This is a genomic window from Streptomyces sp. NPDC051909 (assembly GCF_040681095.1).
GTDB lineage: Bacteria > Actinomycetota > Actinomycetes > Streptomycetales > Streptomycetaceae > Streptomyces.
This window is the reverse complement of sequence record NZ_JBFAYA010000017.1, coordinates 1-22,103: the sequence shown is the minus strand read 5'-3', so window position 1 is coordinate 22,103 and position 22,103 is coordinate 1. Positions and strand designations below refer to the sequence as shown.

The following is a 22,103-nucleotide window of genomic DNA, read 5'->3' as shown; positions in this document are numbered from 1 at the left end:
CTTCGGCCCCTTCGGCCCCTTCTACCCTTCAGCGACTTCGGTCGATTCGCGTCGAATTCGACCCGTTCGGCGGTGTACGTGCTGCGATGTCACTCGATCGGTGGTGTGCTTGGGGGACCGCACCAGTCGAGCCGGCCGACCACCGAGGGGGCCAGATGAGCCACGAGCCGTACCGGAGGCAGGGTGGGTGGCGCGAGCACTGGGCCGTGCTGCCCCCGATGGCGCCCGCCGGGTCGCAGGCCGCCGCCGCGGCCGCGGCGGAGCGCCCGCGGCGGGTCGCGCCGAGTCCGCTGGAGCCGGGGGCCGGGCGCGATCCGTACCGCACGTATCGCGTGCTGCGCGAGGAGTTTCCGCTCACGCACGATCCGCTGCTGCGGGCCTGGGTGCTCAGCCGGTACGCGGACGTGGCCGGGGCGCTCGCCGACGCGCGGTTCACGCACGGGCACCGGCCCGGCGACCCGCCGTGCGCCGAGACGCACACGGACGTGGACGAGGGCGAACTGCGGGCCGTCGCCGAGCGCACCGCGTTCGTGCTCGCCCGCCGGATCGCCGACCGGCCGAGGGCCGACCTGGTGGCGGACTTCTGTCACTGGCTGCCCGCCGGGACCGTGGCCGCCGCCGTCGGCGTGCCGTACCGGGACATGATGCGGCTGGTGCGCGGCCGGGCCGCCTCCGCGCTCGCCGGGCAGTGCACGGCGCAGATCGCCGTACGGGAGAAGGCCCTGGCCGGATTCCTCGCGGACGTGCTCACCGACGCGGACCGCGTCGAGGCCCTGCGCGACGCGCCCGCCGGCCTGGTCGCCCGGGCCTGGACCGAGTCGCTGCGGCGCGAGCCGCCGGTGCAGATCATGATGCGTCGCACCCGCGGCGAGATCACGGTCAGCGGCGGCACCCTCCCGGCCGGCGCCCCGGTCGCCCTGCTCCTCGGGGCCGCGGGCCGCGACCCCGAGCGCTTCCGCGAACCGGACCGTTTCGACCTGCTGCGCGACGACCCCGGCCAGCTGACCTTCGGCCCCGGCCCCTGCCCCGCCGTGACGCTCGCCGGCCTGGAGGCCGAGTACGCCCTGCGCGCCCTCTTCCGGGCCATGCCCCGGCTCCGCCTCGCCGACGGCTTCCGCCCGGGACGCACCGGAGTGATCACCCGCGCCCCGCGCAGCCTGATCGTCCGCCCCGGCGGCTAGGCGTCTTCAGGGCGTACCGGCGTCGTCAGGCCCGGCCGGCCGCCTTCGGGCCCGGCCGGCCGCCTTAACGTTGTCGGCGCGCCCATGCCTCCCGTTCGAAATCCGTGTGCGCCCGGCTGCCCGGCCCTGGAACCATGCCCGCATGGTCCACACCCTCGAACGCCTGGTCGTACGACACACCCTCCGCGTCCCCGTCCCCTCCGGCACCGGCCAAGGGGCCGCCGCCGCACGGCAGTTGGACGTGGCGCTGATGTCGGTCGGGTTCAAGCTGTCGGGCGAGCTGTTCACCGCCCTTTCCGGGTGCGAGGAGAAGGCGGTGCTCGCGCTCGCCGCCCGCACCCTGGACACCGTCCGGGAGCTCGTCGGGGACCACGTCCGGCACAACACGTACTTCGTCGACTTCCCGGCCGGCGTGCCCGACACCGCCGCCTTCTGGGCCGAGTGCCTGGTCAAGGCGCTCGCCGACGAGACGGCGCGCCCCCTGGTGCTCGGGCAGCTCAGTCACGGGGTGCTCGACCTGCTGACCCTTCCCACGTACGGGCGTTACCAGCACTCGTACGAGGAGCTGCTCGCCGCCCACGGCGAACTCGTCGCGGCGGCCGGCGACCGGGTCACGCTCCTGCACCCCGGCGGCTCCCTCCTCGACGAGGTGAGCGCGCTGTACCTCGCCCTCGCCGGCAGCCGCACCCCGCTCGGCGAGGAGCACCTCGCCGACCTGGCCGTGCTCGCCAGGCGCCAGGCACACGGGCCGCAGCCGGAGAAGATCCCGGTCCGGGAGATCCGGGCCGTGGTCAACCGGGCGCGGCTGAAGGCCGGGGCCGCCCTGCTCGTCGACACCGTCACCGATGTGCTGCGGCTCGCCTGCGCGCTGTCCGACGGCGACGTGAGCCTGCGCGAGCCCACCCGGTTCCGCGCGCCCTCCCGGCCGCACCGCCGCGCGATGCTCGCCGCGCTCGACGCGGTCGTCGCCGCGCAGCCCGCGAAGCTCGCCGATGTCACCCGGCACCGGGAGGCCTGGAAGCGGCTCGGGGAGCGGCTGCACCCGCACGAGTACCCGAAGTGGCCGCACGCGGCAGAGGTGTTCGCCGTCGCGCGCGGCGAGCGCAAGGCGCCCTCGCTCGCCGGCCGGGTCGAGGCGCTGCTCGCCGACGGCGACGTCACCGGCGCCGCCGACCTGCTCGCGACCACCGCGCCCGGCGCGTTGTTCCGCGCGCTCGACCGGCTCGTCCGCACCGCGCAGGAAGGCCCGGAACTCGACGCCGTCCTCGCCGCCGCCGAGCGCGCCGCGGCCCGGGTGTCCGGCCGTGTCGTGCTGTCCCTGCGCGAGCACGCGCAGAACCGCACGGGGCGGATCCGCACAGGAGTCGCCGAAGCCGGCGCGCCGCGCCGGGTGTTCGTGAACCGGTCCGGCGGCGCCTGGGTCACCGAGGACACCCGCGGGCCCCTGCCCGAGGCCGTACGGGACCGGCTGACCGCGCTGCTCGACGCCGAGATCCGGCGCCGGATCACCGTCCCGGAGCGGCTCCTGGTCGACCCCGAGGCCCTGGCCGTGGCGCTGCCGCTGAGCGGCCGGGCCGCCGCGGCCGGCCTCGGCACCCTGCCGCGCGGCTCCGTGTCGCGGGTCGAGGGCGAGCTGCTGCGCTTCTTCACGTACTGGAAGCAGGCGCAGGCCGTCACCGACCACGACCTGTCCGCGCTGGTCCTGGACGCCGACTACGACGCCGTCACCTGGCTCTCGTACACCTCCCTCACCTCCGTCGAGGGCACGCACTCCGGCGATGTCACCAACGCGCCCGACGGGGCCTCGGAGTTCATCGACCTGCGGCTCGGCGCGGTGCGCGGGGACTTCGTCGTGCCGCAGGTGCACGTCTTCGGCGGCGAGGGCTTCGACCGCGTCGAGGAGTCGTTCTTCGGCTTCATGCTGCGCGAGGCCGACCAGGGCGGCCGGCCCTTCGAACCGCGCACCGTGCGCATGAAGTCGGACCTGCGCGGACCCGGCCGGATCGCCCTGCCGCTGGCCTTCCAGCGTGACGCCGAGGGCGGCTGGCACGCCCGCTGGCTGCACCTCTACCTCAAGGGCGAGCCGCACGGGAACCGGGTCGAGGAGAACAAGGTGACCTTCGCCGTCCTCGTCCGCGGCCTGGTCGAGCGGACCCCGCTCACCGTCCGGCACCTCACCGACCTGATGACCGCGGCGGGCGCCCGGACCGAGCTGTGGGACGGCCGGACCCCCGCACCCGAGGAGCCGGTCACCTACATCGGTCTGGAGCGCCCCGAGGGGCTCGCCCCGGGCTCGCGGGTGATCACGCCGGAAAATCTGCGCGACCTGATCCCCGCCTGAGTGTTAGGTTCTTCCCAAGGCGAGGCCATGAAGGGGCTTCCTTCTCAATCGAATCCAATCGACGCAGTAGTCCCTTCGCCTTCCTCGCCCCTCAACTTCTCCCCGGCGGAGTCAGGTTCGTGCCAGCAGCGCCACCGGCCGCGACTCGAACAGCTCCGCCAGCTTCACCGGAGTCTGCGCGCCGCCGCTGAACTCCCGTACGCCGTCGAGGACATCGAGCCACCGGCCGTCCGGCAGCGCCAGCGCCGTGTCCTGCCAGCCGCCCGCCTCCGCGAGGCGGAGCGACAGCCGGGTCACCGCCGTGAGCACCCGGTCCGCGCGGGTGAAGGCCAGACAGTGCGGGGCCGTCGGGCCCGTCGCCGGCAGCGCCGTGTAGTGCCCGGCCGGGCCGAAGCACTCGGGGTGGGTACGGCGCAGGCCGAGGGCCGCCCGTACCAGCGCCGTCTTGTCGTCGTCCGGGCCCGGCGCGTACGGCGCCCGGTTGTCCGGGTCGACGAGCGCCCGGTACTCCCGCTCGGTGTTCTGGTAGAGCTCGGGCACGCCCGGCATGGTCAGCTGCACCAGCGCGGCGCCCAGGACCTGGGCGCGGATGTGGGGTTCCAGCGCGAAGGCCGTCTCGGAGGCGGTACGGAGCGGGATCCGGCCCGGGCCGGCCGCCACGAACTCGGTCACCGCCCGCTCGTACGCCGGATCCGGCTCCGTCCAGCTGGTGTGCAGGCCCGCCTCGCGCACCGACTTGAGGACGGCGGGGCCGAGCCGGGCCGGGTCGGGGGTGCCGAAGCCGAAGGCGGTCTGCCAGGCCGTCCACGCCAGGTGCGGATCGGGCGCGGGCACCCCGGCCACCTCCTCCAGGAGCTCCGCCCAGCGCTGCGGGCACTGCGACAGGACCGCGATCCCGGCCCGTACGTCCGCGCTGCGCTTGGTGTCATGGGTGGTGAGCACCGTGCCGGTGCCCGGCCAGTCGCGGGCCAGCCGGGCGCAGAAGGCGTGGAACTCGTCGGGGGTGACCGCCGGGCGGCCCGGGTCGCCGCCCACCTCGTTCGCCGAGAGCAGCGGGGTGTAGCGGTAGAACGCGGTGTCCTCCACGGACTTGGCGCGCAGCGCGGACGAGGTCTGCGCGAACCGCGCCCGGAACGCCCGGTGTTCGGGCCCGTCGCCGTGTACGCCGAGCGCCAGGTCGCGCACCACGTCCACCGCCGTCGCCTCCTCCGGCACCGCGAACGCCGCCTTGGCGCCGCGCGCGGCCTCCGGGGTGAGGACGTGCTCGCCGCCGGTGCGGTAGGCGCGGTAGACCGGGACACGGACGAGGAGTTCGCGGATCGCGGTGTGCAGCGCCCAGGGTGCGTGGTCGCGCAGCGCGGGGTCGGCGGCACAGATCCGGCCGGCCAGCCGGGTCAGGGCGGCGGTCTCCGAGGCCAGCTCATGGGTGACGACCTTGTAGGCGGCGCGGCGCGCGGTCGCCGCCCAGTAGCCGCCCCGGTCCCCGGCCCGCCCGGCGAACTCCCGGTACACGTCGCCGAGTTCGTCGGCGCCCACCGGGTCGGTGAAGAGTCCGTCCACGTACCGCAGGGCGTCGTAGCCGGTGGTGCCGGCCACCGGCCAGGAGGCGGGCAGCGGTTCGGTGCCGGTGAGGATCTTCTCCACCACCGTCCAGCAGCGTCCGCCGGTCGCCTCGGCGAGGCGTTCCAGATAGCCCTCCGGATCGGCGAGTCCGTCCGGGTGGTCGATCCGCAGCCCGTCGACGACACCGTCGGCGACCAGCTCCAGGACCTTGGCATGGGTCGCGGCGAACACCTCCGGGTCCTCGACCCGCACCCCGATCAGGTCCGAAATGGTGAAGAACCGGCGGTAGTTGAGCTCGGTGCGAGCGAGCCGCCACCACGCGAGCCGGTACCACTGGGCGTCGAGCAGCTCGTCCAGGGGCAGGTCCTCGGTGCCCGGCCGCAGCGGGAACTCCTGCCCGTCCAGAACCAGGACCCCGTCCGCGACCCGCAGCCGGTCGCGCACCTCGGAGAGCCGGGCCGGCAGCACCGGCAGCAGCATCCGCCCGTCGCCGGCCGCCCAGTCGATGTCGAACCAGCGCGCGTACGGCGACTCCGGACCCTCCCGCAGCACCTCCCGCAGCGCCCGGTTGTGCCGGGGCGAGGCCGCCATGTGGTTGGGCACGAGATCGAGGACGAGGCCCAGGCCGTGCGCGCGGGCCGTCGCCGCGAGCGCCCGCAGCCCGTCCTCGCCGCCCAGCTCGCCCCGTACCCGGCCCGGATCGGTCACGTCGTAGCCGTGGGTCGAACCGGGCACCGCCTCAAGGACCGGCGACAGGTGCAGATGCGAGACGCCGAGCGCGGCGAGCCGTGGCACGGCCGCCTCGGCGGCGGCGAACGGGAACTCCGGCTGGAGCTGGATCCGGTAGGTCGCGGTGGGCAGCGCGCGTTCCGAGGACGAGCCCGGCGAGAAGGACGTCATGCGAACGTACGTACCCCGCGCGGAGGGTTCCGTGTCATCGCCCCATGCGCCCGTTCGGGTGAGCCGCGTTACGTTCGCGTGATGCTCCGGATGTATCGCGACACGCTCCGTCTGCTCGGCCCGGTCCTGCCCGCCGTCTCCTTCCTCGGCCGGCTGCCCACCGCCATGTGCCAGCTCGGCAGCCTCCTCCTGGTCGCCGAGACAAGCGCCTCGCTGGCGACCGCCGGTCTGGTCGGCGGGGCGCTCGCGGCCGGACAGACCGGCGCCGGGCCGCTGATCGGACGGCTCGCCGACCGGCGCGGACAGCGGCCCGTCGTCCTGGCCGCCGCCCTCGCCAACGCCGCCGCCGTCACCGCCCTGGTGCTCGCCGCCCTCGGCCGCGCCCCCACCGGCCTGCTGATCCCCCTCGGCGCGCTCGCCGGAGCCACCGTCCCGCAGATCGGCCCGCTGGCCAGGACCCGCTCGGTGACCCTGGCCCGCCGGGCGGGCGCCGACGACCGGACCGTGGCGACGGTGCTCTCCTTCGAAGGCACCCTCGACGAGGTGTCCTTCGTCCTCGGACCCGCCCTGGTCGGCCTCGCCGCCACCGTCGCCCACCCGGCCGCCGCCCTGCTGACCGCCGCCGCGCTCCTCGCCGGCTGCGGCACCGCCTTCGCCCTCCACCCGAGCGCCCGGTCGGCGGCCGCGCCCAAGCTCACCCGTTCGAGTGCCGCCGAACGGACGCGGCTCCCGGTCTCCACGTACGCGCTGCGCGGCGCGATGGTCCTCCAGGGCGCCATGTTCGGGGCCTCGCAGGCCGGGATCACCGCCCTCACCGAACGGCTCGGCGTGCCCGACCAGGCCGGGCTCGTGTACGCGGCGATGGGCGTCACCAGCGCCGCCGCGGGCTTCGCCATGGCCGCCGTACCCGCCGGGATCGGGCTGCCCGCCCGCTGGCGGGCGGCCACCGCCGCGCTCGTGGTGCTCGCCGTGCCGCTCGTCCTCGTCGACACCCTGGGAGGGCTGTACGCGGCGGTCGTCGTCCTCGGCGTCGCCTACGCCCCGCATCTGATCACCGTGTTCGGGCTGACCGAGCGCACCGCGCCGCCCGCCCGGCTCGCCGAGTGCATGGCCTTCCTCACCAGCGGCGTGGTCGGCGGGCAGGCCGTGGCGCTCGCCGTGTCCGGCCGGCTCGCCGAGACGCACGGCGCCCCGGCCGCCTTCGGAGTGGCGGCCGGGGCGGCCGTGGGGTGCGCGGTGCTGTCGTGGACCGTGCGCGCCTCCCGTACGAAGGAGCCCGGCCCGGACGGGCTCAGGCCGGGCGTCGCAGCACCGTCAGCGTGAGCGGGGCGAGCGTCACCCGCTCGCCGGCCGCGACCCGCGGGCCCTCCTGCGGCGGCATGCCCTCCGGATGGGAGGTGTCCACGACCACCTTCCAGCACTCGCCGTGGCTGTCCGGCACCTCGAACTCCAGCTCCTGCGAAGAGGCGTTGAACATCAGGAGGAAGGAGTCGTCGGAGATCCGCTCGCCCTGCGTGCCCGGCTCGGAGATCGCGTTGCCGTTGAGGAAGACGGTGAGCGCCTGCGCGTGCGCGGCCTGCCAGTCCCGGGCCGTCATCTCCACGCCCTCCGGCGTGAACCAGGCGATGTCGGTGAGCTCGTCGTGGGTGCCCTCCACCGGCCGCCCGTGGAAGAAGCGGCGGCGCCGGAACACCGGGTGCTCACGGCGCAGTCGCACCATCGCCCGGGTGAACCCCAGGAGCGTGGACTCCGGTTCGCTGCCCGGCTTGGGCCAGCGCACCCAGGAGATCTCGCTGTCCTGGCAGTACGCGTTGTTGTTGCCGCTCTGGGTGCGCCCGAACTCGTCGCCGTGGGCGAGCATCGGCACGCCCTGCGACAGCATCAGGGTGGCCAGGAAGTTGCGCATCTGGCGCTGGCGCAGTTCGCGGATGCCGATGTCGTCGGTGTCGCCCTCGGCGCCGCAGTTCCAGGACCGGTTGTGACTCTCGCCGTCCCGATTGCCCTCCCCGTTGGCCTCGTTGTGCTTGTCGTTGTACGAGACGAGGTCGCGCAGGGTGAAACCGTCGTGGCAGGTCACGAAGTTGACCGAGGCCAGCGGGCGGCGCCCGTCGTCCTGGTAGAGGTCGGAGGAGCCGGTGAGCCGGGAGGCGAACTCGGCGAGCGTGCGCGGCTCGCCGCGCCACAGGTCGCGCACGCAGTCCCGGTACTTGCCGTTCCACTCGGCCCACTGCGGTGGGAAGTTGCCCACCTGGTAGCCGCCCTCGCCCAGGTCCCAGGGCTCGGCGATCAGCTTCACCTGGCTGACCACCGGATCCTGCTGCACCAGGTCGAAGAACGAGGACAGCCGGTCCACCTCGTGGAACTGGCGGGCCAGGGTGGCCGCCAGGTCGAAGCGGAAACCGTCCACATGCATCTCGGTCACCCAGTAGCGCAGACTGTCCATGATCATCTGGAGCACGTGCGGGGACCGCATGAGCAGCGAGTTCCCGGTGCCGGTGGTGTCCGTGTAGTAGCGCGGGTCGTCGCCGAGCCGGTAGTACGAGGGGTTGTCCAGGCCCCGGAAGGACAGCGTCGGGCCCAGGTGGTTGCCCTCGGCCGTGTGGTTGTAGACCACGTCGAGGATCACCTCGATGCCGGCCTGGTGCAGCGCCCGCACCGCCGACTTGAACTCCAGGACCTGCTGGCCCCGGTCGCCCCACGAGGCGTAGGCGTTGTGCGGGGCGAAGAAGCCGATGGTGTTGTAGCCCCAGTAGTTCGACAGGCCCGCGTCGGCGAGCCGGTGGTCGTTGACGAACTGGTGCACCGGCATCAACTCAAGGGCGGTGACGCCCAGTTCCTTGAGGTGGTTGATGACCGCCGGGTGCGCGAGCCCCGCGTACGTGCCGCGCAGCTCCTCGGGCAGGTCCGGGTGGAGCATGGTCAGGCCCTTCACATGGGCCTCGTAGATCACCGTGTGGTGGTACTCGGTGCGCGGCCGCCGGTCGTCGCCCCAGTCGAAGTACGGGTTGACGACGACGGACGTCATCGTGTGCGGGGCGGAGTCCAGGTCGTTGCGGGCGTCGGGCCGCCCGAAGGGATACCCGTACACCGCCTCGTGCCACTCCACCGCGCCCGCGACCGCCCGCGCGTACGGGTCGAGGAGCAGCTTCGCGGGGTTGCAGCGGAGCCCGCGCTCCGGCGCGTACGGCCCGTGCACCCGGAAGCCGTAGCGCTGTCCGGGCATCACGCCCGGCAGATAGGCGTGCCGCACGAACGCGTCGGTCTCGCGCAGCTCCACGGACGTCTCGCCGCCGTCGTCGTCGAGCAGACACAGCTCGATCCGGTGCGCGGCCTCCGAGAAGACCGCGAAATTGGTGCCGGCGCCGTCATAGGTGGCGCCCAGGGGATACGCCTGTCCCGGCCAGACCTGCATAGACGAACTCTTCCACTTCTGTCCGGGGGCAAGAGGGGTCCAACTCGGCCAGATCCTGCCCGAAAGAGACCCAACCTCCTAGGACGTCGACTCGTCCTAACGGGTGACCATGCCGCGAACCGGGGGATATGCGGAAAGACTTGTACGAGTAGGGGGGAAACGTGTACGAAATCGTGCGCCGCCACCTGGGGAAGGTGGTGGCCGGCGCCGCCATGGCCGTGACCGGCACCGCGGTCGCGGTCGCCGTCACCCTGCCGGGCAGCGCCGGAGCCGCCGGGGCCGCCGGGCCGCCGTCGGGCAGCGGCACCGCGGCCGCCACGGGAACGGGACCGGGCGCCGCCACGTCCGACGGCCCGGCACCCGGGCCCGCCGCCCTGGCCGCGGCACCGCCCGAGGGGGCGAAGGGAGTGGGCACCGATCCGCTCACCGACGACGAGCTGAAGCGGGCCGAGGCCCTGGCGCTGACCCCGCCGGCCGCCACCGCCCAGCGCGACGCCGAGGGCGGCCGGGGGCCGCAGCGCCTCGGCACCGAGCTGGCCGACCCGCGGCCCGGCGAGGAGACCGGCGGACCGCGCCGCGCCGTGGTCCGCCTCTACGACTACGGCCGCGACGAGCTCGTCACGAGGACGGTCAACCTCGACACCGGGAAGGTGGAGGCCTCCGGCGCGCAGCGCGGCGTCCAGCCCTCGGCCCACCCCGAGGAACTGCGGGCCGCGCTGAGGCTCATCCTCGACAGCCCGCTCGGCAAGGGCGTCAAGGAGGACTATAAGGACGCCACCGGCAAGGAGCTCACCGCGCCGGACCAGTTGTGGTTCAACGGCGACGTCTACCGCACCTACCGAGAGAAGGACGTGCCGCCGCAGCTCGCGAAGTGCGGCGAGCACCGCTGCGTCCGCCTCGTCACCAAGGTGCTGAACGGCGCCTGGATCGACACCCGCGGCCTGATCGTCGACCTCAGCGCCCGCACCGTCACCCGCGTCGGCTGACCACCGGCCCGGCCCGGAGCCGGCCGACCACCGGCCCGGAACCACACCACCGCACGACCGTACCGAGGGAGTACGTCCGCATGTCCTCTTCGCGACTCCGGCACGCCCGCACCACGGGCGCCGTTCTCGCCGCCGGCGCCCTGATCGGCGCCGCCACCACCGTCCCCGCCAGCGCGGCCCCGGCCGCCCCGGCCGCACCCGCACCGCCGCCGGCGGCCGACTGCTCCGCCGCGTACCGCGTCGAGCAGAAGCTCGACGGCGGCACCGTCTGGCGCATGTGCTGGCGTTATTCGACCGACTCCGGCCTGATCCTGGACAAGGTCACCTACCAGCCGCCCGGCGAGCGTGCCCCGATCCGTGTCCTCGACAGCGCCAAGCTCGCCCAGATCCACGTCCCGTACGACGACGGCAACGCCGAGTACGACGACCTCACCGGCGCCGGCTTCGGCTGGGGCCTGCAGAACCTCAAGCCCGGCGAGTGCCCCGGCGGCACCATCACCTCGGTCAAGGTGCCCGACGTCGGCAAGGTCAACGGCCTGTGCACCACCACCCGGGCCCGCGGCCACGCCTACCGGATGGCCGCCGACACCCCCGGCAAGGTCTGGCAGGCCCAGGGCAAGGACCTGCTCGTCTACACCGTCAACAAGGTCGGCTGGTACGAGTACATCAGCGAGTGGCGGTTCTCCTCCGACGGAATGATCTCGGCCAACGTCGGCGCCACCGGCAGCCTCTCGCCGGTCGACTACAACGCCACCGACGGGCGCGGCTGGCCCCTCGGCAAGGGCGCCCGCGACTACGCCACCAGCCACGCCCACAACGTCTTCTGGAAGCTCGACTTCGGCCTCGACGGCAACTCCAAGGGGCGCGTCGAGCAGTACGACTCCAAGGTCACCCCGCCCGCCCGGGACGGCAGCCCGACCGTGAAGACCACCCGCACGGTCGTCACCAAGGAGCTCGCCGGCGACGCGAAGAACATGCGCTGGTGGCGGGTGGTGAGCCAGAACGGCAAGAACAAGGACGGCCACGCCCGCTCGTACGAGATCGTGCCGGGCCACACCAACACCTACGCCGGCCGCCCGTTCACGAAGCACGACGTCTACTTCACCCAGGCCCGCGCCTGCGAGCAGTTCGCCAGCAACAACATCCTGGACTGTGGCCGGAACGCGCCCAACAGCGTGGACAAATGGGTCAACGGGGAGACTCTGACCAACCCGGCGGTCTGGGTCAACATCGGGTTCCACCACATCGCCCGGGACGAGGACCAGCAGCCGATGCCGGTCCACTGGCAGGGATTCCAGCTCGCGCCCAGGGACGTAACCGCTATGAATCCGCTCACTCCGGCTGATCTCGCCGGTCAGAACGGGGCCCCGAATCTGGGCAGTTGAGCAACCGGCCCGGCGATCCTGCTGCACCGCCTCCCGCTCCCGGAGTACCCTTCCTTGATCGTTGTCGGGAGCAGAAGGCGGTGCGCGGGTGAGCTCGGGAGGTCTGGAGCTGCCCCCAGGCGAGGCGGGTCACGACGGGGGACCGGCCGACCCCGGCGAGGTGCCGCCCGGCGCGGTCTCCGTCGCCCGGCCGGTGGAGATCGGCGCCGAACTGGAGTGGGGCGCGGAGGCGTGGAGCGAGGTGCGCACCCGGGCCCAGCGGGCCGGCCGCGCCTACATCTGGCTGAATCTCGTCGAACAGCGGCTGCGGGCCGTCGTCGCCGCCGTGCTCCGGCCGGTGTACGAACCGGTGCACGGCGAGGAGTGGGTGGTGGCCGCGGCCGGGCCGGCCGGGCAGGAGTGGGTCCAGCGGGCGGTCGCCGTCCGTGAGGTGTCCCGGCGCAAGGGCTATCTGCTCGACCCGGCCGACGACAACGTGCTGAGCTTCCTCACCCTCCCGCAACTGCGCGAGCTGATGGTCCAGCACTGGCCCTGCTTCGAGCCGTACTTCGACGACCGGCGCGAGGTCGAACTCGCCCTGGACGAGCTGGAGGTGACGCGCAATGTCGTCTCCCGCAACCGGGCCCTGTCGCTGACCGTGCTCGCCCAGTCCGAACGGGCCTCCGCCCGGCTCCTGGAGATCCTCGGGAGCGGGGCGGGGGTGCCCTCGGCGGACCGGCTGCCGGTCGACGCCGTCGAGGACCTGGTCGGCGACCGCTACGCCGACGTGGTGTCCGTGCACCCCGACCGGGTGCGGCTGCAGCGGCAGCTGCCCGCCGAGGACCTGTTCGGCGGGGCCCGCCGGCTCGACGCCACCGGCATAGGCCTGAACCTCCTCGTGCAGAACTTCTCCGGCCGGCGCATGGTCCACCTCGCCGAGTCCGGCTGCCGCATACGGCTGCTCTTCCTCAACCCGGCGAGCAGCGCGGTCAAGCGGCGCGAGCGCGAGCTCGGCCTGAAGAAGGGCGAGCTGAGCCGCTCGGTCGAGATGAACATCCTGCACATGCGCCGGGTGCGCTCCAAGCTGCGCGACCCCGGCGCCTTCCAGATCCACGTCTTCGACGAGACCCCGCGCTTCACCGCCTACCTGGTCGACGGGGACGGTCCCGACGGGGTCGCGGTCGTCCAGTCGTATCTGCGCAAGGCGCGCGGCATGGAGGCGCCGGTGCTCGTCCTGCGCGGCGGCGGACGGAACGTGGTGCGGGCCGGACAGGGTCCCGACACGGGCGCCGAACACGGACTTTTCTCGACATACCGGGAGGAATTCGAGTCCGTGTGGCTCGACTCCCGACCGGTCTCCTGACCGGCCTCCCGACGCCCGGCGACCGCGTTGTCAGTGGCGCGTGCGAAGGTTTTCAGCACCACGGGGGAGATCACGTAAGGAGGACCCGATGGCTTGGTACGGGGAAGAGCTGGCCGGCTTCGACCTGGAGACGACCGGTACGGACCCGCTGGAGGCCCGCATCGTCACGGCCTCGATCGTCGGCGTCCACGGCGGCGAGGTGGTGCGCCAGCACGACTGGCTCGCCGACCCGGGCATCCGCATCCCGGCACAGGCGTCCGCGATCCACGGCATCAGCAACGAACGCGCCGCCGCCGAGGGCCGCCCGGTCCGCGAGGTCGCCGACGAGGTCGCCGACACCCTGACCGGCTACTGGCGCCGCGGCGTCCCGGTCGTCGCCTACAACGCGTCCTTCGACCTGACCCTGCTCTCGGCCGAGCTGCGCCGGCACGGACTGCCTTCGCTCGGCGAGCGGCTCGGCGGCGCCGCCACCGGTCCGGTCCTCGACCCGTACACCATCGACCGCGCCGTCGACCGCTACCGGCGCGGCAAGCGCACCCTGGAAGCGGTCTGCGGGGAGTACGGGGTGGAGCTCACCGCCGCCCACCAGGCCGCCGCCGACGCGCTCGCCGCGGTCCGGGTCGCCATCGCGATAGCCGGGCGGCACGCCTCGGTCGCCGCCCTCGACCCGGCCCGGCTCCACGAGCGCCAGATCGTCTGGTACCGGGAGTGGGCCGAGGACTTCCAGTCCTTCCTCCGCAGGAAGGGTGACACCGAGGCCGTGGTGGACCCGACGTGGCCGCTGCACGCGCCCGCGGGGGTGGTGGGTTAGCCGTTCTCCTTGAGGAAGGAGAGCAGCAGCTCGTTCACCTTCTCCGGCTGGTCGAGCTGGAGCCAGTGGCCCGCGTCCTCGACGCGCTCGTAGCGCCAGGAGCCGGCCACGTGCTCGCCGGTGTCCGCCATCGAACGCTCGGTGAGGAAGCGGTCGCCGGTGGACCAGATACCCAGGACGGGGACCTGCTCCGGGAGCGGTGACAGCGGGAGTTCCGGGGCGAACTGCACCTCGGCAGGCAGGCCCGCGCGGTAGATGTTCAGCGCGGCCGTCAGGCCGCCCGGCTCCTTCAGCGGCTCCAGGACCGCCTCCCGGTCGGGGTGCTCGGCGAGCATCTCGCGGAGGTTCGCGTAGTCGTCGTGGGCCAGCCAGGTCTCGGCGACCTCCGCCAGCTGGAACAGCAGCATGTACCAGGACCGCTGCTTCTGCTCCCAGCCGGCGTTCCGGACCGCCGCGAAGTGGCCCACGGACAGGATGCCGAGGCTCGCCACCCGGTCCGGCGCGACCTGGGCGAGGGCCTGGGCGATGCCCGAGCCCCAGTCGTGGCCGACCAGGTGGAAGCGGTCGACGTCGAGCCGGGCGAGGAGTTCGAGGACGTCGCCCACGTGCTTCGCCGGGTGGTACGCCTCCGGGCCGCCCTCCGGCCGGTCCGAGCCGCCGAAGCCGCGCAGGGTGGGCGTGATCGTCCGGAACCCGGCCGCGTTCAGGGCCGGGACCTGGTGGCGCCACAGGTGGTGCGAGTCGGGGAAGCCGTGCAGGAGCAGCACGGCCGGGCCCTCGCCGCTCACCTCGACGTCCAGCGTGACGTCCGACAGTTCCATCCGCATCCCAACACCCCGTTCGTTACCCGCCGGTTCGACAGGGCTCATGATGTCAGAAGGGCGATGCCGTAAGAGGGGGCGAGCTGTTGTCGCTTGAGTTTGGGGGAGTGCGTTCTGGTCTGTGGGGAGTGCGTGCGCTGGGTGTGGCTCAGACCGATGGGTGAGCGAATGAATGATCCAGGTTCGCATGAGTGACCTTTTGGTGGCTGTGGCCGTTGTGCCGTATGGCGGGCTTCGTTCGGATGGTCAGGGTGGGGTGCTGGGGTGGGTGTGCTGCGCGAGTTGTCGGCGCCGTTCGTCGCCCTGGGACCTTCGGGGGTTTCGATCCGCACGCGCCTGAAGCACCTGACACCCGGAGACGTGGAAGTACTGCGGCTGGTCGGTGCGCATCTGGGGTCGCTGGCCGGTCGTGATCTGAGGCGACGGTGCGCGGAGGGGCTGGAGCACTCGGCGGACACGTGGGCGGCGCGGAAGCGAGCCTTGAGCGGGGAGTCGTCTTCCCGGTGGGCCGGGAGCATCACGAAGGCCACCCATGATCAGTGGGCGCTGTCACGGCGCGGGCAGCTCGCGCACATCCAGGAGCTGGAAGCGGGTGTCAGGACGGTCGCACAGCGCCTGTCACTGCCAGTCGGCGAGAAAGGCTCGAAGCGGTGTCCGGGTGGGTACCGGACGCGGTGGGAGTGGTTCGCCAAGTCCCGGCGTCTGGGTGTGCTGGAGGACCGTCTGGCCCGGGAGCGGGCCGACCGGGAAGCTGGGCGGGTCCGGGTTGTACGGGGCGGCGGACGCCTGTTCCGCGCTCGGCATCATCTCGACGCCGCCCAACTCACCGAGACGGAGTGGCGGGAGCGGTGGGAGGCCGCGCGCTGGTTCCTCACTGCGGACGGCGAGACGGGCAAGCGGTTCGGCAACGAGACCATCCGCGTCACCCCCGACGGCGAAATGTCGCTCAAGCTCCCGGCCACGCTGGCTCATCTGGCCAACTCCCCACGCGGCCGGTACGTCCTCACCGGCACCGTGGCGTTCCGGCATCGAGGCGAGCAGTGGGCCGACCGCGTGGCCACGAACCGTGCGGTCGCCTACCGCATCCACCACGACACCGCACGTGGACGCTGGTACCTCACCGCTTCCTGGACCATTCCCCCAGTGAAGACCGTGCCACTGGAGACGGCGCGGGCGGGCGGCGTGATCGGCGTGGACACCAATGCCGACCACCTGGCCTCCTGGCGTCTCGACCGGCACGGCAACCCGATGGGTGAGCCACGTCGCTTCTTCTACGACCTGTCCGGCAACACCGCCCACCGGGACGCCCAGGTACGCCACGCCCTCACCCGGCTCTTGCACTGGGCCCAGCGCCACAATCTCACTATCGCCATCGAAGACCTCGACTTCGCCGCGGAGAAGACCCGCGAGAAGCACGGCCGCCGCAAACGGTTCCGCAACCTCATCAGCGGCATGCCCGTCGCCCGGCTGCGGGCCCGGCTCGTGTCGATGGCCGCCGAACTCGGCATCACGATTGCGGCCGTGGATCCGGCGTACACCAGCAAATGGGGCGCCCAGCACTGGCAGCAGCCCCTCACCGCCCAGCACCGAAAGACAACTCGCCACGACAGTGCTGCCGTGGCGATCGGACGACGCGCCCTCGGGCACCGTATCCGGCGACGGGCGGCACCGCCCCGCGACGACCAGAGCGATCGTCGCGGGCATCGGACCGCCCAGGCCGGACATGGTGACTGTCGGCGTGAGGGAACCCGCCCCCGCATCCCCGGACCACGGACACGATCCGCTGGGACCGGACGCGGCGTGAAAGCGGGCGACCAGCGTGCCCAACACCGTTCGGGGCACGCGGCTGAGCGCGAGACCTGGCGACAGGACTCACTCCCGCTCAGTCTCTAGAAACGGTACCAGCGCACCTCGGGGTCGCCGTCCCGCAGCGAGGCCACCCGCCGCTCGAACTCGGCGAGCGCCCTCGGGTTCGTCGGCGCGTGCTGCGCCACCCAGGCGCAGCTGGCGGTCTCCCGCGCCCCGCGCAGCACCGCGCAGCCCTCCCACTCGCGCACGTCCCAGCCGTAGGCGGCGGTGAAGGCGTCGTAGGCGGTTGGGTCGAGGCCGTAGCGGTCCCGGGAGAGCGCGAGCACCACGAGGTCGTGCTCGCGCAGGTCGGACGAGAAGGTCTCCAGGTCCACCAGGACCGGACCGTCCGGGCCGACGTGCACATTGCGGGGCAGCGCGTCGCCGTGGATCGGCCCGGGGGTGAGATGCGGGACGAGCGCGGCGGCGGTCGGGGCGAAGGCGTCGCGGCGCTCGCGCAGATAGGCGGCGTCGGCCGGGTCGATCGCGTCGCCCGCAAGGCGCAGCCAGCGCTCCACCCCGCCGAGCAGCTCGCGCCGCGGCAGCTCGAACTCGGTCGGCTCGGGCAGCGCGTGCACCGCCCGCAGCAGCGGCGCCAGGTCGTGCGGCTCGCTGGGCCGTACGGCCTCCGGCAGCCGGTGCCAGACGGTCACCGGATGGCCCTCGACGAGCAGCGGCTTCGGCTCCGCGGCCCGTACGGCGGGAACGCCGGCCGACTCCAGCCAGCCGGCAAGGGTCAGCTCGCGCTCCGCGCGCGGCAGCAGCTCGGCGTCCCGGCCGACCTTCACCACCAGGTCGCCGAGCGCGAAGACCGCGTTCTCGCCGAGCGCGAGCAGGGTCGCGTCGGCCGCCCGCAGTCCGGCGGCGGTCAGGATCTCCCGGGCCCGCGCCTCGTCCATCGTTCTCTCCCCACAGCAGAGGTGTATCACTGATGCGCCCGACAGTTGCGATGACGTCAAAGTCTCGCATCCGTGCTGGTCACCTTGACGTACCGACGGCCCGTCACGGCGATGACCGCGTCCCGGACAGGCCCTGCCGGATCATGACCGACCGGAAGCTTCTCGCCGATCCCGCCCTGCGTGGTGGCCACGCCCGCCTTCCAGGATGACTACAGCGGGGCCATCGGAACCGACGAGTTGAGGCAGCGTCTGGTTACCGATGGAAACAGGGTGTTGGTCCGCTCGCCAGCGCGGCTGATCCTCCTCCGTCACCCTCCCGGAATCCTCAAGTCGCCCGAGTCAAGGGGGGAGTTGGGGAGATTTTCCACCCTTCTCATTAAGAAGCCTTGTTGGATAAGTCACAGGTCCGAGAAGGGGTTGATTTGCACTCGTCAATGGGACAGGGTTTCGAACGAGCGACCGGAGAGTTTGCGTCCGATGGCTCAACCCCCCACAAATCCTGACGAGGAGACCCCTCTTCATGGCAATACACAAGCGTGTCCGCCGGACCCGTTACATCGCCGTCACGACCGCTATCGCGGCCGCGGCCGGAGTCACCGTCCTCTACGGCCCGTTCGCCGGTGCGGCCCCCGCGCCCGCCGAAGGAACGGTCTACGGACTCGGTGTCGAAGGCGCCGTCGCCGGCAGCTACGTCGTGCTGCTCGACGAGAAGACCGACCAGGCCGGGAAGACCGACCTCGCGAAGGAGTACGGCGGCACCCTGCGCCGCAGCTACGACTCCGCGGTCAACGGCTTCTCGGTGAACGGCCTTTCGGAGACCGAGGCCAAGCGCCTCGCCGCCGACCCGTCCGTCGCCAAGGTGGTGCAGAACCGCACGTTCAGCATCAAGGAGACCCAGGAGAACCCGCCGTCGTGGGGCCTCGACCGGGTCGACCAGACCGAGACCGCCGGCGACGACAAGTACACCTACCCCGACACCGCGGGCGAGGGTGTCACCGCGTACGTCATCGACACCGGCGTCCGCATCACCCACCAGGACTTCGGCGGCCGGGCCTCCTACGGCTTCGACGCCGTGGAGAACGACGACGAGGCCCAGGACGGCAACGGCCACGGGACCCATGTCGCGGGCACCATCGCCGGCTCCTCCCACGGCATCGCCAAGAAGGCGAAGATCGTCGCCGTCCGCGTCCTGGACGACAACGGCTCCGGCACCACCGAGCAGGTCGTCGCCGGCATCGACTGGGTCACCAAGAACCACCAGGGCCCGTCCGTCGCCAACATGAGCCTCGGCGGCGGGGCCGACCCGGCCCTCGACGACGCGGTCAAGAAGGCCATCGCCTCCGGCGTGACCTTCGGCGTCGCCGCCGGCAACGAGTCCTCCGACGCAGGCGAGGGCTCCCCGTCCCGCGTGCAGGAGGCGATCACCGTCGCCTCCTCCACCAAGGACGACGAGCAGTCCGGCTTCTCCAACTTCGGCGCGGTCGTCGACCTCTACGCGCCGGGCTCGGACATCACCTCCGCCTGGAACGACAGCGACACCGGGACCAAGACCATCTCCGGTACGTCGATGGCCACCCCGCACGTGGTCGGCGCCGCCGCCGTCTACCTGGCCGGCCACCCCGACGCCACCCCGGACCAGGTCGCCGAGGCCCTGGTCGGCGGAGCCACCCCCGACAAGATCGGCAACGCCTCGCCCGGCACCGCCAACAAGCTCCTGAAGATCGTCGAGTGATGCTCCGCTGACCTTCCGCTGATCCTCCTCGCACGACCGGCGACCGCCGCGCCCTCCCCCACGGGGCACGGCGGTCGTCCTATGGTGTGGCCATGACGAAGATCTACGCCCTGCTGCTGCGCGGCATCAACGTCGGAGGACACCGCAAGGTCCCCATGGCGGAGCTGCGGTCCGTCCTCGAAGGCCTCGGCCACCGGGACGTGAAGACGTATCTGCAGAGCGGGAACGCGGTCTTCACCACCGCCGCCGACGCGCCCGACACCGCGGACGAAGCGGTCCGGGAGGGCGTCGAGGCGGCGATCGAGAAGCACTTCGGCTTCAGCGTCGACTGCCTCGTGCGCGAGCACGCCTACCTCGCCGCCGTCGCCGCGGACTGCCCCTTCCCCGCCGAGGAGCTGGAGGGTAAGCAGCTGCACGCCTTCTACCTCTCCGAGCGGGTCGACGAGAAGCGCTTCGCCGCACTCGACCGCGAGTCCTTCCGGCCCGAGGCCTTCGCCCTCGGCGACCGCGTGCTCTACCTGTACGCCCCCGGCGGCCTCGGCACCTCGAAACTCGGCGAGGCCCTGTCCCGGCCGGCCCTTTTCAAGGGAGTCACGGTCACGGCGCGCAACTGGAACACGGTGCGGAAGCTGGTCGAGATGACGGCACACGAGGACTGAGAGGACCGAGGGGACTGAGGGGAAGGGCCGGATTGGCCCAGCCGAGTACGTCGTGATTGGCCCGCCCCACCGGGCCATACCGGCCCTAGGCTTGTCCCCATGACGACCACCGTGGACTTCTACTTCGACCCCGCCTGCCCCTTCGCCTGGATCACCTCCCGCTGGATCCTCGAAGTGGAGCAGCGCCGCGACATCGACGTGCGCTTCCACGTCATGAGCCTGTACTTCCACAACGAGGGCAACGAGCTGCCCGACTGGTACCGCACCCTCGTCGACGCCTCCATCGGCCCGGTCCGGGTGGCCGCCGCGGCCGCCGAGCAGCACGGCGCGGACATCCTGCGCCCGCTCTACACCGCGTACGGCACCCGCATCCACGAGCAGAAGAACAAGGACTTCGACGCCGTGATCGCCGAGTCCCTCGCCGAGCTCGGCCTGCCCGCCGAACTCGCCGCCGCGGCCCACGACCCGGCGTGGGACCCGGCCGTCCGCCGCAGCCACGACGCCGGCAAGGACCCCGACGCCGACGCCTACGTCGGCACCCCCACCCTCCACGTCGACGGCACCGCCTGGTTCGGCCCGGTCCTGCGCGCGGTCCCGCGCGGCGAGCGCGCCGTGGAACTCTTCGACGGCTTCCGCGTCCTCGCCGCCCACCCCGACCTCTTCGAACTCAAGCGCACCCGCACCGGCGGCCTCGACTTCTCCTAGCGACTGCCGGCCGGCTCAGACTCATGGGTGGAGTCGATCATGCTGCCGATCGTGCGGTCCACCGGGTTCGCCGGCCCCGTCCGCCCCGCTGTCGCGAAACTTCAAGACCGGCCCGGACGGCGGCACTTAGCGTCGGGACCATGAACACGATGCACCGACACCTCACCGCCTGCGCCGCCGAGTCCGTCCGTGTCACGCGCGGCGTCACCGCCGAACAGCTCGCCGGGCCCTCCCGCTGCACCGACTGGACCGTCCGCGAGCTCGCCAACCATCTCGTCCTCTACGGCGCCCACGGCCTGGAGCACCGGGCGCTGCGGACCGAGCTGCCCGAGGAGACCGTGCAGCGGGACTTCACCGCCGACGCGGACTGGGCCGAGCGGTACGCGGCGCAGCTCGACCGGGCGCTCGCCGCCTGGGGGAAGGCGGAGGCGTGGGAGGGGGAGATCGACCTCGGGGGGAGCGGCATGCCGGCCGGGGAGGTCGCGGCCATGCTCGTGCTCGAACTCGCGCTGCACGGCTGGGACCTGGCCCACAGCACCGGGCAGGAGTACGAGGTGCCCGAGGAGACCGGGGCGTTCGTCCTCGAGGTCGTCGGGCGTTACGCGGAGATGTACCGGGAGTACGAGGGGTTCGACGCGGCCGTCGCCACGGCGGACGACGCCCCGGCCTTCACCAGGGCCCTCGCGCTCAGCGGCCGCAGGGCCGCAGCCGCCGGCTCGTAACGCTCCAGGAGCAGCCGGGCCAGTTCGGGCGAGGGGCCCAGGACGTCCGCGAGGATCGCCCCGGTGTCGGCCGCGCCCGCCGCGATGCGGTCCGGGAGGCGGCCCGGGGCGATCACGTACGGGGCCACGGCCACCCGGCGGACGCCCGGCTCGGCGCGGAGCGCCCGTACCGCCTCGTCCGTCCTGGGAAGAGATGCGGAGGCGAACGCAGGCCGCACGGAGCACCAACCGGTGTTCCGCAGCTCCCGCGCCGTTTCTGCGATCACTGCGATCGCCTCCGGGTCGGTGGAGCCCGCCGAGGCCAGGACGACCCCGGTCGTGCTCTTGTCGGCGGGCGTCAGGCCCGCCTCGTACAGGCGCCGTTCCACCGTCGCGAGCAGCAGCGGGGACGGGCCCAGGACCTCCGCCTGCCGGATCCGCAGCGAGGCCGGGGCCTGCCGCAGGACGGCGGGGATGTCGGCCTTCGCGTGGAAGGCGCGGGTCAGGAGCAGCGGCAGGGCGACGACCTCCCGCACCCCCTCGGCGGCGAGCCGGTCGAGCACCCCCGTCACGGACGGCAGGTTGAAGTCCAGGAACGCCGTCTCCACGCGCAGCCCCGGCCGCAGCGCGGCGGTCCGGGCCACCAGGGCCTGGACGGTCGCCGCGTGCCGCGGGTCACGGCTGCCGTGCGCGATGACGAGGAGGACAGGGGTGCTCATCGGGGTTCAGCCCTTGACCAGCAGTCCGCGGCGGCGCAGTACCGCGCGCTCCAGGGGGCTGAAGATCAGCAGGTCGATGGCGACGCCGACGAGCAGGA

At 72.8% G+C, this 22,103-nt stretch carries 16 protein-coding genes and 1 pseudogene; 12 read left to right on the top strand and 5 right to left on the bottom strand.

Annotated features, from left to right (window positions below; genetic code table 11):
- Positions 1-218 precede the first annotated feature (218 nt).
- On the top strand, positions 219-1,181 hold the full coding sequence (locus AB0M18_RS25470) for a cytochrome P450 (protein WP_365762034.1): 963 nt from the start codon (positions 219-221) through the stop codon (positions 1,179-1,181).
- 142 nt (positions 1,182-1,323) lie between these two features.
- Entirely contained in the window at positions 1,324-3,522 is a 2,199-nt protein-coding gene (locus AB0M18_RS25465) for a hypothetical protein (protein ID WP_365761799.1), read from the top strand.
- A 111-nt stretch (positions 3,523-3,633) separates the two neighbouring features.
- Here the strand turns inward: AB0M18_RS25465 and treY are convergent, their stop codons facing one another.
- The gene (gene treY, locus AB0M18_RS25460; protein ID WP_365761797.1) at positions 3,634-5,985 is read right to left on the bottom strand and encodes a malto-oligosyltrehalose synthase; all 2,352 of its coding nucleotides are present in this window, start codon (positions 5,983-5,985) and stop codon (positions 3,634-3,636) included.
- A gap of 90 nt (positions 5,986-6,075) precedes the next feature.
- Between treY and AB0M18_RS25455 the strand changes: the two genes are divergently transcribed.
- Positions 6,076-7,308 (top strand): MFS transporter, encoded by a 1,233-nt coding sequence (locus AB0M18_RS25455; RefSeq protein ID WP_365762032.1) that lies wholly within the window; start codon positions 6,076-6,078, stop codon positions 7,306-7,308.
- Here AB0M18_RS25455 and glgX read toward each other — a convergent pair.
- Positions 7,277-9,397 carry a glycogen debranching protein GlgX gene (gene glgX, locus AB0M18_RS25450; protein ID WP_365761795.1) on the bottom strand — a complete coding sequence of 707 codons (2,121 nt, stop codon included), beginning with the start codon at positions 9,395-9,397 and terminating at the stop codon, positions 7,277-7,279. The two genes, AB0M18_RS25455 and glgX, sit on opposite strands and share 32 nt — an antisense overlap.
- Positions 9,398-9,558: 161 nt before the next feature.
- On the opposite strand from glgX, the gene AB0M18_RS25445 reads away from it, so the two are divergent.
- The 4 genes from AB0M18_RS25445 to AB0M18_RS25430 all read left to right on the top strand — a co-directional run bounded on the left by AB0M18_RS25445 (position 9,559) and on the right by AB0M18_RS25430 (position 13,921).
- Positions 9,559-10,383, top strand: coding sequence for a Tat pathway signal sequence domain protein (locus AB0M18_RS25445; RefSeq protein WP_365761793.1), 825 nt, complete (start codon positions 9,559-9,561; stop codon positions 10,381-10,383).
- An 80-nt stretch (positions 10,384-10,463) separates the two neighbouring features.
- Positions 10,464-11,768, top strand: coding sequence for a copper amine oxidase (locus tag AB0M18_RS25440; protein WP_365761791.1), 1,305 nt, complete (start codon positions 10,464-10,466; stop codon positions 11,766-11,768).
- A gap of 88 nt (positions 11,769-11,856) precedes the next feature.
- The gene (locus AB0M18_RS25435) at positions 11,857-13,110 is read left to right on the top strand and encodes an SAV2148 family HEPN domain-containing protein (RefSeq protein WP_365761789.1); all 1,254 of its coding nucleotides are present in this window, start codon (positions 11,857-11,859) and stop codon (positions 13,108-13,110) included.
- Positions 13,111-13,198: 88 nt separating this feature from the next.
- A complete protein-coding gene (locus tag AB0M18_RS25430; RefSeq protein WP_365761787.1) occupies positions 13,199-13,921 on the top strand; it encodes a 3'-5' exonuclease in 723 nt (240 codons plus the stop codon).
- Here AB0M18_RS25430 and AB0M18_RS25425 read toward each other — a convergent pair.
- Positions 13,918-14,748 (bottom strand): alpha/beta fold hydrolase, encoded by an 831-nt coding sequence (locus tag AB0M18_RS25425; RefSeq protein ID WP_365761785.1) that lies wholly within the window; start codon positions 14,746-14,748, stop codon positions 13,918-13,920. The genes AB0M18_RS25430 and AB0M18_RS25425 overlap by 4 nt on opposite strands.
- Positions 14,749-15,006: 258 nt before the next feature.
- Between AB0M18_RS25425 and AB0M18_RS25420 the strand changes: the two genes are divergently transcribed.
- A complete protein-coding gene (locus AB0M18_RS25420) occupies positions 15,007-16,635 on the top strand; it encodes an IS200/IS605 family accessory protein TnpB-related protein (protein WP_365761783.1) in 1,629 nt (542 codons plus the stop codon).
- Here the strand turns inward: AB0M18_RS25420 and AB0M18_RS25415 are convergent.
- Entirely contained in the window at positions 16,632-17,489 is an 858-nt protein-coding gene (locus tag AB0M18_RS25415; protein WP_365761781.1) for an aminoglycoside phosphotransferase family protein, read from the bottom strand. The genes AB0M18_RS25420 and AB0M18_RS25415 overlap by 4 nt on opposite strands.
- A gap of 520 nt (positions 17,490-18,009) precedes the next feature.
- Between AB0M18_RS25415 and AB0M18_RS25410 the strand changes: the two genes are divergently transcribed.
- The 4 genes and pseudogenes from AB0M18_RS25410 to AB0M18_RS25395 all read left to right on the top strand — a co-directional run.
- Positions 18,010-19,221, top strand: coding sequence for a S8 family peptidase (locus AB0M18_RS25410; RefSeq protein WP_365761779.1), 1,212 nt, complete (start codon positions 18,010-18,012; stop codon positions 19,219-19,221).
- A gap of 92 nt (positions 19,222-19,313) precedes the next feature.
- Positions 19,314-19,880: a DUF1697 domain-containing protein gene (locus AB0M18_RS25405; RefSeq protein WP_365761777.1), complete on the top strand. Its 567-nt coding sequence runs from the start codon at positions 19,314-19,316 to the stop codon at positions 19,878-19,880.
- Positions 19,881-19,979: 99 nt separating this feature from the next.
- Positions 19,980-20,585, top strand: coding sequence for a DsbA family protein (locus tag AB0M18_RS25400; RefSeq protein ID WP_365761775.1), 606 nt, complete (start codon positions 19,980-19,982; stop codon positions 20,583-20,585).
- A gap of 140 nt (positions 20,586-20,725) precedes the next feature.
- Positions 20,726-21,283: pseudogene (locus AB0M18_RS25395) on the top strand (TIGR03086 family metal-binding protein); the annotation flags it as partial.
- On the opposite strand, the gene AB0M18_RS25390 reads toward AB0M18_RS25395, so the two are convergent.
- Positions 21,184-22,005 (bottom strand): sirohydrochlorin chelatase, encoded by an 822-nt coding sequence (locus AB0M18_RS25390; RefSeq protein WP_365761773.1) that lies wholly within the window; start codon positions 22,003-22,005, stop codon positions 21,184-21,186. The pseudogene AB0M18_RS25395 and the gene AB0M18_RS25390 sit on opposite strands and share 100 nt — an antisense overlap.
- Positions 22,006-22,103 lie beyond the last annotated feature (98 nt).